10 protein-coding genes are annotated in these 13313 nt (G+C 41.1%); 1 reads left to right on the top strand and 9 read right to left on the bottom strand.

All coding sequences use genetic code 11. The annotated features are described in order from the left end of the window. Nucleotides 1-53: 53 nt before the first annotated feature. The 4 genes from PAT01_RS06365 to PAT01_RS06350 form a co-directional block, all read right to left on the bottom strand. Nucleotides 54-2750, bottom strand: a complete 2697-nt coding sequence (locus PAT01_RS06365; protein WP_154945184.1) for a DUF2339 domain-containing protein — start codon at nt 2748-2750, stop codon at nt 54-56. A 176-nt stretch (nt 2751-2926) separates the two neighbouring features. After that, nucleotides 2927-4288: a DUF4397 domain-containing protein gene (locus PAT01_RS06360; RefSeq protein WP_121637898.1), complete on the bottom strand. Its 1362-nt coding sequence runs from the start codon at nt 4286-4288 to the stop codon at nt 2927-2929. A 153-nt stretch (nt 4289-4441) separates the two neighbouring features. Further along, nucleotides 4442-5347 carry a GGDEF domain-containing protein gene (locus PAT01_RS06355; RefSeq protein ID WP_154945183.1) on the bottom strand — a complete coding sequence of 302 codons (906 nt, stop codon included), beginning with the start codon at nt 5345-5347 and terminating at the stop codon, nt 4442-4444. Nucleotides 5348-5574: 227 nt separating this feature from the next. Continuing rightward, nucleotides 5575-6159 carry a YqaA family protein gene (locus PAT01_RS06350; RefSeq protein ID WP_024033203.1) on the bottom strand — a complete coding sequence of 195 codons (585 nt, stop codon included), beginning with the start codon at nt 6157-6159 and terminating at the stop codon, nt 5575-5577. Nucleotides 6160-6349: 190 nt separating this feature from the next. Here PAT01_RS06350 and PAT01_RS06345 point away from each other — a divergent pair, with 190 nt between their 5' ends. Continuing rightward, complete coding sequence (locus PAT01_RS06345; RefSeq protein WP_138576911.1) at nt 6350-7585, top strand: TMEM143 family protein; 1236 nt, start codon at nt 6350-6352, stop codon at nt 7583-7585. 284 nt (nt 7586-7869) lie between these two features. Here PAT01_RS06345 and csrA read toward each other — a convergent pair whose 3' ends face one another. From csrA to PAT01_RS06320, 5 genes are all read right to left on the bottom strand, one after another. Continuing rightward, entirely contained in the window at nt 7870-8061 is a 192-nt protein-coding gene (gene csrA / locus PAT01_RS06340) for a carbon storage regulator CsrA (protein WP_004587515.1), read from the bottom strand. Nucleotides 8062-8150: 89 nt separating this feature from the next. Next, nucleotides 8151-9368: an aspartate kinase gene (locus tag PAT01_RS06335; protein WP_054983851.1), complete on the bottom strand. Its 1218-nt coding sequence runs from the start codon at nt 9366-9368 to the stop codon at nt 8151-8153. Between the two features lie 6 nt (nt 9369-9374). Then, the gene (gene alaS, locus PAT01_RS06330) at nt 9375-11975 is read right to left on the bottom strand and encodes an alanine--tRNA ligase (protein ID WP_154945182.1); all 2601 of its coding nucleotides are present in this window, start codon (nt 11973-11975) and stop codon (nt 9375-9377) included. Between the two features lie 19 nt (nt 11976-11994). Continuing rightward, nucleotides 11995-12447, bottom strand: a complete 453-nt coding sequence (locus tag PAT01_RS06325) for a regulatory protein RecX (RefSeq protein ID WP_154945181.1) — start codon at nt 12445-12447, stop codon at nt 11995-11997. Beyond that, a complete protein-coding gene (locus PAT01_RS06320) occupies nt 12447-13235 on the bottom strand; it encodes a BPSS1780 family membrane protein (RefSeq protein WP_004587511.1) in 789 nt (262 codons plus the stop codon). Before PAT01_RS06320 ends, PAT01_RS06325 begins: the two co-directional genes overlap by 1 nt. Nucleotides 13236-13313 lie beyond the last annotated feature (78 nt).

Raw genomic sequence — 13313 nt, 5'->3', positions numbered from 1 at the left:
AGTATTAGCTGGGCTTATTTATGTGCTTAACAAAGCGTTGGAACCCTAAATTATTAGGCTGGTTTGGCTTGGCTGCGTAGTTTTTGAAATAACCAACTTAGCCCCACTAACGACAAGCCTAAGCCAATAAACGACAGCGCTTTTAAAAGCCCCGTTAAATTAGCCATGTCCACTAAGAATACTTTTAAAATAACCGCTGCCAATAATCCTAACCCTATCTTTTGGATTAATAGCTGATTTTTTAAATGCCCTAGCACCACAGTAATAGCCCCTAACACAAGCCAAATAACCGAGTAGCTATAAAGCTCTGCGTTGCTTGCACCTGTTGATAAGTAAATATAAGGGCCTTGCCAGTATTGGCGTATAAAGCCATTAATTGCCAACACACTCAATACACCCGCTACTGTGAGTATAAATGGCGCAGCTTTTGTATACAGCGGTTTAATTAACGTATAAAGCCAAAGCACGAGACCCGCAGGCACTAACCAAAGCAAAAATAGCCAATTAAATACAAAATATTCGCCAATATAAATAGAGCTTAAAAATGGATTAGCGTTTAGTAAGGTGCTCAGTGCAGTAACACCCGCAGCACCTGCTAATGCTATGCCTGCCACTTGGTATAATTTAGCTAAGCTACCGGCAATACGAGCACGGTGTAAATATACACAACCCAGCGCAAGCCAATTACAGGTGAGTAAAGCTTGTTCATAAAAGCTCAAAGAATCAAACTGCGGATAGTGCCCTACCAGTTGATAGCTGGTTTCGGTGGTAATAAATAACGCCAAGCAATGCAGCGCTGCGCCTTCAAGCCAAACTTTTAACTGCGATGCGTTAAAGCATTTGGCTGCAGTGTAAAATAACACCACACACAAAGGATAAACTACTAAGCTCCAGTGCACACCCAATACACTAAGCGCCTCGTAACTTGGGGTCCACGGTGACAGTGTAAGGCGAAGTAGTAATGCAGCCACCAGCGCTTTAATTGGCCAATGTGGCATAGGCACCCGATAGCGGTTTATTAACACGCTAATAAGTAAAACTTGAATAGCCAGTGCAATGGTTAGCCCGCTGTCATTTAATAACATAGTGATAGCAAGCGTGATGTTGGCATTTGCCCCCACCCAATATGTAAAGCGCTGAAAAAGCGTTGCGCCACCTATTGCGCACCTAATTAAAATGGCGCTACTTGTAAGTAGTATCACTGCCCACAATGGATAGGCTGCGGCCAACGCATGGTTTGGGATTATAGCGTATAAGGTGGCAATCATTATAAATACGCTAAACGAGGCAGTAATATGAAAAGCCAATCGTTTAGGTTGCCACTTTATACCAAAATAAAGCCCATATACGCCGAGCGCTAACCCTAAAAATATAGCGCCACCATATTGGTGCCTAAATATAAATAGCGAGTCAGAATAATCAGCATAATAAGAAGGCGTGCTTAATAGCCAGAGTACTGCTATTAACATCGCCACCCCTTGCCATAAATCCCAGCGGCTATTTTTAAGCACTAAAAACAGCAATGTTAATATGCTTAACGCATTTATTATTTGCCACTGTAAGTAGTTAGTACTATCAAAAAGCATAGCCAGTAACAAAGGGACAATACAGGCAAGCATTAAAGGGTTACTAGGCAGTGCGTTTATTAGGCGCTTTAAACTATGTGGGCGAGTTTCAACCACCGCAAGTTTTAACCCCAAGCGTGGCACGGCAATTAAACCAATAACACTTAATAGCCCATACGTACCCATAAGCCAAATGGTGCTGCTGTTAGCTAAAGTAAAGCCAACAACATACCAGCTCAAATGCCCCGCCCAAAGTAAATACCACAGCCATGCACGCTGTACTTTATACGCGACCAGCGCAGCAGATAAGCTCACAAACCCAATGTACATATAAAGCGCAAATAAATTATTGCTGCCGGTATTAATCAGCACGGGGACACAATAAGCACCAATAATACCTAGTACGGCTAATACTGGGCCAAGCATTATTGCCATAGCGCTCGCACTTATGGCAATAACCCCAAGTACAACAAATGCTGTTAAAGGGCTGATCATGTTATAGCTGCTATACGCTAATAAGGTCAGTGCAAAGCACGTAATAAAACCCCCACTGGCAAGCGCTGCAGGTATATAGTTCTTAAACCCTTCAAATACACTATTTTTGTAATGCATATAAGCTGCGGCTGCAATTAAGCCTCCACCAAATAAACCGCCTAGGGTTAATCGCATCGTAGGAGAGAGCAACCCGGCTTCTAAACTGTACTTTGCTAAAAATATACCGCCTAGCGCCAATGCGATTGCGCCTATCCAGGTCATCCAGTTTTGTTCAAAGTCGCTACGCAATTTTTCAAAAAAAGAAGTAACAAGTGTGGGTTTGAGATTTTTACTGCCTTGCTTATGTTTATTGGCAGAAGCTTTAGCGGAAGGCTTTATTGCTGAAGCTGGCGTTTTTACCTGGTCACGAGGCTGATTGGATTGATTAGGACTAACTTGATTAAAAGTCGCTTCATTGCTATTTGCTTGGGCCGTGTATGCATGTTCAGCTGTGGAGCAATCGGTGCTTTTATCGGCGTTTTCACCGTGGCTTTGTGCGTTGTTAGCTAATTCTAAACTAAGTACTTTTGCTTTTAATTGGGCAATTTCTTGCTTTAAATTACTAAGTTGTGCAATTGCGACAATACCGCAAATAGCACCGGCCATTATTGCAAATGCAAATAAACCCACTATCCCTAAAAACTCATCCATGGCACGCTCTTTTTATTTATTATGTTATGAGTGTACCTAAAATTTTTAAAAGTTATAGCAATCTGCTTATATATGGGTTTATTTAATGTAAACAAAATCACGCTACAGCTAGGCAAAAAAAAGCCCCAAACAATAAAGCTTAGGGCTTTTACTTTCTAGAACGTGTTACAAGTTGCTTATTCTACGCTGTCTGTAATTGTGCGCGTTACACTCATTTTAAAGCCTGAACTGGTTGTCTCATCGTGCTCTAAAATTAAGATATAGTTACCTTCTTCGGTAAAATCTATATCGCTTTGTTGAATTAACACTATTTGTTGGCCGTTATCTTCGTATACGGCATACACAGTGTAAGCTTCATCATCTACATCAATTTCTTCTTGATCGTATCTATCTAAGCCATCAATTACATTGGTGGCGTCATCAACAGTTTCACCATTTAAGGTAAAGTACACGTCAACTTCGCTTACTGTTTGCCCTGCGTAGCTTTCAATTAGGTTAACAACCGAAATAGTATGGCTGTAGCTGCTAGGTGTTAGGTTTTCCTCAACACTCATCATGCGTAAACCATTATCGACATCGTTGTAAAAAACGCCTACCGCACTTTGCTCGCGCTCTAGGGTCATTAAAAAGTTATCGGCAAGCTTAGTGCCCTCTTCGTCGTACATTGCAACGCTGTAACTGTTTGGCGAAAGCTCAATGTAATCGGTATAGGTATCGCTTGCTACCGTATTAGTATCGTTAACTGTAGTGCCACGGGTCGTGCTAAAGCTAACTGGCGAGTAATCGTCAACGGTATTTATAAAGCGCAATTGGCCTAACGCTGATTGGTGCTTTAGTGCTGTAACATAGTTATTGTCAGTCACAATATCGAGCGTGATACCGTTTTCTTCTGTTGCATAGCTTGGGCGGATCATGGCTACGTAGCTTTCTTCATCGTAAAAATAAACCGACTCCGACTCATACACTACATCAGTGCTACCTGCCTCAGTGATATAAATTGTGTAGTAACCCTCATCAAGGGTTTGTAAATCTAGCTCACTTAAATACTGTGTTGATGTAAATAGTTCAGCACTTTCAAATACGCCATCATCGGTTGCTAGGTAAATATCGTAGCTAGTGTCTTCACTGGTGATATTGTAAAAACCTAAGTTGAACTCATCTGTATCACTTGAAATGGGCACACTTAGCTCTGTGAACGTAGGTTCGTCAAAGTTACCGCTCATTACAATTAGTTCGGTTTTGTCACCTTTGATTGATACTTCTTGTTCGCTAATTGTAATGTAGCTGTCGTTTGCATCTAAGTATTCAAAGCTTAAATCGTAAGTGCCGGTGCTGTAATTATGACGCGTGGTTACATCAGCAAAATCAGTGCCTGAGCGCTCAGTTTCGTCTACAAATAAACGCGTATAAGGGCTGTTATAAGAGCCATTATATAATTGTACGTAGCCTGTATCACTTGAGCCGTCGCTGCCGCCACAACCAACTAGAATAGACATTAAACTTAGAGGTAAAGCAGCTTTCAACAGAGAGTTGGTCATTAAAGTTTCCTTATTATTAAAATCACTATTATGACTTCTTTGCTGCATTTTAATTTCATAGTTTACAAAGTATTACCCTCGCTGACAGTTCTTTACGAAAACGTTTAAAAGTGTAATAAATGTGCAAATAATAAGGATATTTGCGTAGAAAGCTTAAGGGGCTATTTTATATTGATCTCGGCCATTATTTTTAGCAACGTATAAAGCCATGTCTGCCCGCTTCATTACCTTGTCGAGGTGCTCGTTAGCGCTTTGCAGCGCCATACCAATACTTACGGTAAGCTGTTTGACCTGTTTAACTTTAATATTGTGTGCAATGTCTATTAGTTGCCCACAAAATTCAGCCGCTTGGCTTATATTTCCGGTAGGCAAATAGCCGCCAAACTCCTCACCGCCTAAACGAGCAAATACTGCATTATTAACAAATGCACTATTATACTTAGTAGCTAACTGCTGTAGCACTAAGTCACCCTCATCATGGCCAAACTCATCATTAATAGCCTTAAAATGATCAATATCTATAATTAAAATAACGTAAGGCGTACTAGGGGCAGTTTTAACATGCCGATAAAAATAGCGTCTATTATGTACTTGTGTAAGATCGTCCGTTATCAACTCGTGCGCTAAACGGTTATGTATACTTTGTACAAAACGCATGGTCTTAAATAACCCATAGGCGGTAAAAAGCATTCCCATGGTTCTGCATAAGTCTTCAAAATAAACACTCATCCAATAAGGCTGCACAACTAATTCATCTATTACATCAGCCGTTGTACCCATACTCCATAGCAATAAACCTAAAGTAGAAAACACGTACGCTTGTTTTGAAAGCTCAGAGCATTGCACTATCCAAAATAAAAATACGAGCACGATGAGATTGCAAAAATCGGTAGTAAAACCATACACATTGTTTTGCACGTTTAAAGGGGGGAAAGTATTTAAAGCATAAAGTGAAAAAACAATAATGTAGAGAAGTAACGCTATACTTACCGCCTTATTTATCCAACTCATTTTATAAAAGTTAGACAGCCTAACGGTAAGTTTTACAGTTTCAATCATAGGGTGGCGCTTTTTAATGCGTTATTAACAAACTATAGCACACCAGAAAAAACCGCTATAAAAGGTTAACTTACCCTGTACTTGCAGGGTTATTTCACCACCTTGAATACAAAGAGTTGAGCAAAGCAGACACAAATACAATGCAAAGCTAAAAACCCACATTTGCATTAGTGTCCACACAGTTTTAGTCGCGCTGAGCAGCTTACTTATAACAACTAAGTATAAAACTATATTAAGGTGCTAAGGCCCCATAAAGCTAATATTAAAATAGTAATAGCAATCATTGCTTTAGTTTTGTGTTTACTGATTATTTGCTCGGCTTTATTACCTGCGTAATATACAACAACGGCTAAACTAAAATAGCGAATTGAACGAGCAATACCTGAGGCTAATAAAAACAAACCAATAGAGTATTTTGTAGCCCCAGCGGCAAGCATCGCAATTTGAAACGGAATGGGCACAATTCCCAGCGTCATTACAAACCAAAAACCTTGGCTTTGCATTTGCTGCTTAACATTTTCAAATTGCTCTTGGCTTGAAAACATTTCAATAACCCAGTCACCTACAGCGTCAAATAGGTAATAACCCAGCGCATAACCAAATAAAGCACCAATCACGCACCCAACTGTTGCCATAAGCGCTATTAACCAAAGCTTTTCACGACGTGCTTGCATAAGAGGCACAAGCACTGCTTCAAGCGGAATAGGGACTATCGTAGATTCTAAAAACGACGCTACGGTAATGCCTGTTAGCATATGTTTAGAATCTATAAAGTGCCGTGTTTTTTCTTTTAGTTTTTTTTGAATAGCCATGTAAATCCTTTTTTTGCTTGTGATGATAAGCCGTTGCTCAATGGGTTAATTCTTACATATTTACGTTAATACACGCTGAAAACAGTTAAAGATTTAACAGCCACATAACTGTTAACAAATTAGCAATGTTTATAAGAATATTTTATTATGTGCCAATGCAGTTAAATACCTACCAAAGCAGTTAAAATTTATGCAAAGTGCACGTTTTATTCCCTTTAGAAAACAAGATATTGTTGATATGTGCAGCGCTGAGCTCACAAACAACTCAGAGCAAACATCGTTTAAACAATTTTGCGATTTATTAGCAAGCCTTATCCATTACGATTACCATTCAACACTCGAGTCGCTCAAAAATAACTACGCGCCCTTTGATCCCAATAGCGATACGCGATCTTTAGCGCCAGTATCAGCTGATCAAAAAGCGCAGTGCCAACGCGAATTTGCTAAAGATTTTGCTAAGGTACTTAATTCAGCTAACTTTGAAGTGATCACCCATCAAGACCTGCAAGATGCACTCAACGAAGAGTCACTATTTAAAGTACGCCTTGAGGTAGAGTTTGACGACTTTGAAGAAGTGGTTTTTTACCGCCGTGGCGAATCACAACTCACTGAAACCATAACCAGCTTTTGGGGCTTGCGTAAAAAGCCCCTGCACTTTACCAATTACGACCGCGTTGCGGTGTTTATTCGCTTTAAAGATAAAGCCTACTTTGAGGCTAAAAATAAAACGCCTTTAGGGTTTGAGCCAAGCTCGACCATAGTTAAGCTGTTTCAAAATGTCCCAAAAGCCGACCTTGAAATGCTATTTCCGAATAGCGAAGTACGTATGCGCCCTATTGATAAAGTGATTATTGGCTCATCGGCTTTAGTAGGCGGTGCTGTGGTATTAATTACTAAGCTTGGCGCATCTATTTTATTGTTATTTGCTTTATTTGCTTTTTGGGGAGGCTTTAGAAGTGAAGCCGTAGAAATGACCCAACAACACTTTATTACCTTTGCTATTGGAATGGGGGTTTTTGGCAGCTTTATTTTTAAAGAATGGAGTAAATTTAAAAACCGTAAAATTAAATTTATGAAAGCCCTAAGCGATAATCTTTACTTTAAAAACCTTGATAACAACGCGGGTGTTTTTCATACCCTTATAGACGCAGCCGAAGAAGAAGACATAAAAGAAGCTCTGCTGGCCTATACGTTTTTACTAAAATCTAAAAATGGCTTAAGCGCACAAATGCTTGATGAGCAAATAGAGGCGTGGTTTAAAACAAAGTATAAATGCGAACTCGACTTTGAAATTAGCGATGCGCTTGAAAAACTCACCCGGATGCGTTTAGTAACCTGCACTAACGATGTGTATAGCGCAATAAATTTAGATCATGCCAAAACCATTTTGGATGAGCGCTGGGATAACCTGTTTCAATATAATTAAATAACCTTTAAGGCGGTTAGCTAGATTTAGATTCGGGGATTAGCTAATCTTACTCAAAGTACCTTAACTTTAATTTATGCTTTAGCATATTGTATTTTATGATAGCTTATATATTGCCTGAGATAGGTTACTTTCGCCTATCACCTTGTAAATTAAATACTTTCTATACAAAATTCATTGAATAGAGCTTGACGTAATAGAGCAAGCTAAGAACAAAAAAAAGCCACTCAGTGAGTGGCTTTTGGTATAGCTAAGTGCATTACTCAGCTAGGTATACGTGTTGATTAAGCATTGCCCGGATTAGGGTTAGACTTTTCAGCTTGTATACGCATGTAAATCTCTTCACGATGCACTGAAACGTCTTTAGGTGCGTTAACACCAATTCGAACTTGATTTCCTTTAACACCTAATACAGTAACAGTTACTTCGTCACCAATCATTAGGGTTTCACCTACTCTACGAGTTAGTATTAGCATTCTCTTGCTCCCATGTTCCAATAAATTATAAGATTCCGCTTGACCATTTTAATGAAAAATTGATTGAAAAGTAAGTAAAAACTCCCAAACTATCCATTTTCTGTTAAAAATTCTGAGTGTAACGCTCTTACTGCTAGTTCTAAATACTTCTCGTCAATTAAAACCGATACCTTGATTTCAGACGTCGATACTAAAACTATGTGTATGCCTTCTTGCGCCAATGCATCAAAAAATTGATGCGCTACACCACTGTGAGACTTCATTCCTATGCCAACAGCCGACACTTTTGCAACTGTTGTATCACTAGAAATGCTATCAGCCTGCAGATTTACCTGTTGTTGAGTTAGTAAATCGTGTGCTTGCAAATAGTCATTTGAATGCACAGTAAAAGCATAGTCTATTTTTTCAAAGTTATGATTAACTTGACTAATCATATCTATTTCGATGCCATTTTCTGCAAAAAGTTTCAAAATTTTTGTAAGAGAATGAACACAGTATGGTACGCCATGTACCTTTATCAAGCATTCGTCACGATTAAACGCAATCCCCGACACAACCTTAGTTGGCATATCGCTCTCCTCAAAACTTATTAGCGTTCCTTCATCGGGCTCAAAACTCGAAAGCACCCTTAGCGGCATTTTATGATTACCAGCCGACTCAACAGCACGAATATGCAATACTTTTGCGCCTAAACTTGCCAGCTCTAGCATTTCGGCAAACGTTACATGGCGCATTCGCTGTGCGTTTGGTTCTACACGAGGATCAGTAGTGTATACGCCATCAACGTCGGTATAGATCTGACATTCATCGGCTTTTATTGCCGCGGCTATTTCCACCGCAGAGGTATCGGTGCCGCCGCGCCCAAGGGTTGTAATATTACCCTCTACATCGCGCCCCTGAAAACCGGCAATAATCGCAATCCGATTATGCTCAAGCTCATGCTTTAAACGCGTCGCAGCAACCTCTTCAATACGGGCTTTACCAAACATGTTATCGGTTTGAATATTAACCTGATCGGCTAGTAGGCTTACAGCCGAATGGCCACGTTTTATAATAGCCATAGCAAGGAGCGAAACAGAAACCTGTTCTCCAGTGCTAATAAGTACGTCTAATTCTCGGCTACTCGGGCGAGTATCTATTTGCTTGGCGAGGTTAATTAAGCGGTTGGTTTCTCCCGACATGGCCGAAAGAACCACAACCACTTGATGACCTTGCTGCTTAGTTTTAACAACAAGGTCGGCGACCGCTTCTATTCGCTCAATAGAGCCAACCGAAGTGCCGCCAAACTTTTGGACAATAAGTGCCACGTAAGCTTAAACTTTCTCGCTTACCCAGGCTGTCACGCTTTCAAGCGCGGCATTTAGGTTTTCAGGCTGTGAACCACCCGCTTGTGCCATATCAGGACGACCGCCCCCTTTACCGCCTACTTGGCCTGCCATGTGGTTTACAAGCTCACCGGCTTTAACTTTACCGGTTAAATCTTTCGTTACACCGGCAATTAGGCTTACTTTTTCGCCGCTGGCAACACCCAGTGCAATAACACCTGAGCCAATCTTGTTTTTAAGGTCGTCAACCATACCTCGAAGCGCTTTAGATTCAGTACCTTCAACGTTTGCCACTAGTAGCTTAACGCCATTAATTTCAACAATCGAATCAAGTAAAGACGCACCCGCTGCACTGGCTAGCTTATCGTTAAGCTGTGCAATTTGCTTTTCAAGGCCTTTAGACTTTTCAAGAAGCGCAGTTACTTTTTCAAGTACCGATGCGCTATCACCTTTTACCAGCGCCGCTACATCGTTTAGCTGTTTTTCTTGCTCGCTTACATACGCCACTGCATCTGCACCTGTTACAGCTTCAATACGGCGTACGCCTGCGGCAATACCGCTTTCAGATACAATTTTAAATAAGCCAATATCACCCGCGCGCTCTACGTGCGTACCGCCACACAGTTCAATTGAGTAATCGCCAATGGTTACTACGCGTACTTCATCGTCGTACTTTTCGCCAAACAGCGCCATTGCCCCTTTTGCTTTAGCGTCATCAATCGCCATAAGCTCAGTGTTTAGGGCAAAGTTACGACGAATTTCATCGTTAACTACACGCTCAATTTCACGTAGCTCGTCTTTAGTAACAGCTTCAAAGTGCGAGAAGTCAAAACGTAAACGCTCAGGCTCAACCAGCGAGCCTTTTTGGCTTACGTGTTCACCTAATAATTGGCGCAGAGCTTCGTGTAAAATATGCGTAGCTGTGTGATTTTTCTTAATACGTTCACGGCGTGCATCATCAATAGTTGCATCTACTTTATCGTTAACCGCAATGCGCCCTTGTACGCTACCGTGGTGCGCAAACGCATTACCCAGCTTAGTAGTGTTAGTCACTGTAAACTCGCCACCTGCAACAGTAATGGTACCGGTATCGCCTGTTTGGCCACCAGATTCTGCATAAAATGGCGTATGGTTAAGTACAACAATGCCTTGTTGGCCGCCTTCTAAAATAGAAACCGACTCACCATTTGCAAACACTTCTACTACTGTAGCGCTATGATGTGTGCTGTCGTAGCCTTTAAACTCAGTGTGTTTTTCTGACTTTAATTGCTCGTTGTAATCGGCACCAAATTTACCAGCTTGCTGCGCTGTTTTACGCTGTACAGCCATGCACTCTTCAAAGCCTGCATGGTCTATTGTCATTTGGCGCTCACGGGCTACATCGGCCGTTAAATCAGCGGGGAAACCATAAGTGTCGTATAATTTAAATACTAAGTCACCAGGAATAACATCGCCTTTAAGCTCGCTTAGGCTCTCTTCTAAAATAGCTAAGCCACGCTCAAGGGTTTTACCAAATTGTTCTTCTTCAATGCGCAGTACTTTTTCGATAATTTCTTGCTGCTTTGCAAGCTCTGGGTAGGCTTGGCCCATTTGTTCAATAAGCGCTGCAACCAGTTTATAGAAAAACGCACCTTGTGCACCAAGCTTGTTACCATGGCGTACTGCACGACGAATAATACGACGCAATACATAACCACGGCCTTCGTTTGACGGCATAACACCATCAGAAATTAAAAACGCACACGAACGAATATGATCCGCCACTACGCGTAGCGATTTATCGTTTAAATCTTGTGCGTTAGTTACACTTGCCGCAGCTGCAATTAAGCCTTGGAACAAGTCGATTTCGTAGTTTGAATGCACGCCTTGTAAAATAGCAGCAATACGCTCAAGGCCCATACCTGTATCAACAGATTGTTTAGGCAGCGGCTCCATAGTACCGTCGCTTTGACGGTTGTACTGCATAAATACAAGGTTCCAAATTTCGATAAAGCGGTCGCCATCTTCTTCAGGTGAGCCCGGAGGACCACCCCAAATGTGCTCACCGTGATCGTAAAATATTTCAGAACACGGACCACATGGGCCAGTATCGCCCATTGACCAAAAGTTATCTGAGGTAGCAATACGAATAATACGATCTTCGCTTAGGCCAATATCATTGTGCCAAAAGCCAAATGCATCTTCATCGTCGTGATAAATAGTAACAAGTAGTTTTTCTTGTGGTAATTTAACAACCTCAGTTAAAAACTCCCACGCAAACTTAATAGCGTCTTGTTTAAAGTAATCGCCAAAACTAAAGTTACCTAGCATTTCAAAAAATGTATGGTGACGCGCTGTGTAACCTACGTTTTCTAAATCGTTATGTTTACCACCAGCACGCACACAACGCTGTGCACTTGTAGCACGCGTGTAAGGGCGAGTTTCGGCGCCTAAAAACACATCCTTAAAAGGAACCATACCGGCATTGTTAAATAACAACGTGGCATCGTTACCCGGAATAAGTGAAGCCGATTGGACAATTTGGTGCTGTTTGCTGGCAAAAAAGTCTAAAAACTGTTGCCTAAGTTGTGCCGTAGTCATGTGCTGCATGTGAAAATCTCACCTGTATTTACTGTGCTTGCATTGCAAAATCAATTTGTTCGTAGCTAAATCCTCGGTACATTAAGTAGCGCACGCGCTTAGCTTTATCTTTGTACTCGAGGTTGGCCGGTGTAGTTGAATACTTTTTGTTGTACGCTTCCTGCGCAAGCTCAAACCAGTCTATTTTAAGCTCTTCAACCACTCTTTCAAGTAGTGAACGGTCAATCCCTTTGCCTATGGCTTCGCTTTGAATGCGCTTTAAGCCATGGCCTTTAAAAATGTGTTTTCTGACAAACCCTTCGCAATAGCGTTGCTCGTTAATAAAATTGTGCTCTTCGCACCAATTAAGCAGGGTTTCTATAAACTCGTCGCTGGCTTCTTTTTGCTGAAGCTTAAAGGTTAACTCACGGCGCGAATATTCTTGGCGCCCAAGTAACCACAGTACATAGTTTTTAAGCTTTTGTTTTAACTTATCATCCATTAAGCGTCAAAGCGCCCGCTTTGTTCACTGCTAAGTGGTTTAACATTGCTATCGTCACTTGGCGGTACAACTGGCATAAAAATAGCCTGATAAGATACAAAGAAACTAATGTAGCAAATTGGCATTAAAATCAACAGCGGTAAGAACGATAAGAACATAGAAAGCGCCATAAATAACACACAAATAATGCCAAAAACACTCAATGCGAACAGGTTATGATAAAAAACCAATAGCGAATTTTTAAGCGCCGTTAAAATGCGTTTTTCTTTACTAAAATAAATAAGCGGTACCGCGTAAGCAAACGCCATTAAATACACCGCCATTGCCACTAAAAATAGCACCACACTGGCGCCCGAAATACTATTTAAGGTTTGCTCAAGCGCAATGTTAGGATCAAGACCCTCTTGGCTCATAATAGCCACCGCATCGGCAAATAGGCCATTAGCTAATAAGGCCATTAAAATACCCGCCCCCATTTGGTAAAGCGCTAAACGTAGTAGTCCTAAACGGTTACCTTTTGCGCTAAAGGGTTTGAGTATGTCGGCCAGCATAATTTTACCGCCCTGCTGCTTGCTAAGCACCGCCTGATAAAAGCCGGCGGTTAAAAAAGGCGTAGCAAGTGCCGCAACAACTTGCAGCAAAGGTAAAAATAACGACAGTATGCCCACTATGCCTATTAATAAGTGCATAACTACAAAGGTAAATGGCTGGGTTTTAAAAATATGCCAACCGGCTTTAAACCACTTTAGCCCGGCATCGGCTTTAAAAATTCGTAATTCGTTAGACATACTGGCTCTTAAATTAAACAAAACACGCCAAGTATAACTTGGCGTGAGGGGGGATTAACAGACACTACATGATTAAAT

This window comes from Pseudoalteromonas atlantica (genome assembly GCA_007988745.1).
Classification (GTDB): domain Bacteria; phylum Pseudomonadota; class Gammaproteobacteria; order Enterobacterales; family Alteromonadaceae; genus Pseudoalteromonas; species Pseudoalteromonas atlantica.
This window is presented reverse-complemented; position numbering and strand designations above follow the sequence as displayed.

Coding starts and splice junctions, on each gene's coding strand:
- csrA (WP_004587515.1), bottom strand. CDS start 8,061: ATGCTAATACTAACTCGTAGAGTAGGTGAAACCCTAATGATTGGTGAC.
- PAT01_RS06355 (WP_154945183.1), bottom strand. CDS start 5,347: ATGATTGAAACTGTAAAACTTACCGTTAGGCTGTCTAACTTTTATAAA.
- PAT01_RS06365 (WP_154945184.1), bottom strand. CDS start 2,750: ATGGATGAGTTTTTAGGGATAGTGGGTTTATTTGCATTTGCAATAATG.
- PAT01_RS06345 (WP_138576911.1), top strand. CDS start 6,350: ATGCAAAGTGCACGTTTTATTCCCTTTAGAAAACAAGATATTGTTGAT.
- PAT01_RS06360 (WP_121637898.1), bottom strand. CDS start 4,288: ATGACCAACTCTCTGTTGAAAGCTGCTTTACCTCTAAGTTTAATGTCT.
- PAT01_RS06325 (WP_154945181.1), bottom strand. CDS start 12,447: ATGGATGATAAGTTAAAACAAAAGCTTAAAAACTATGTACTGTGGTTA.
- PAT01_RS06320 (WP_004587511.1), bottom strand. CDS start 13,235: ATGTCTAACGAATTACGAATTTTTAAAGCCGATGCCGGGCTAAAGTGG.
- alaS (WP_154945182.1), bottom strand. CDS start 11,975: ATGCAGCACATGACTACGGCACAACTTAGGCAACAGTTTTTAGACTTT.
- PAT01_RS06350 (WP_024033203.1), bottom strand. CDS start 6,159: ATGGCTATTCAAAAAAAACTAAAAGAAAAAACACGGCACTTTATAGAT.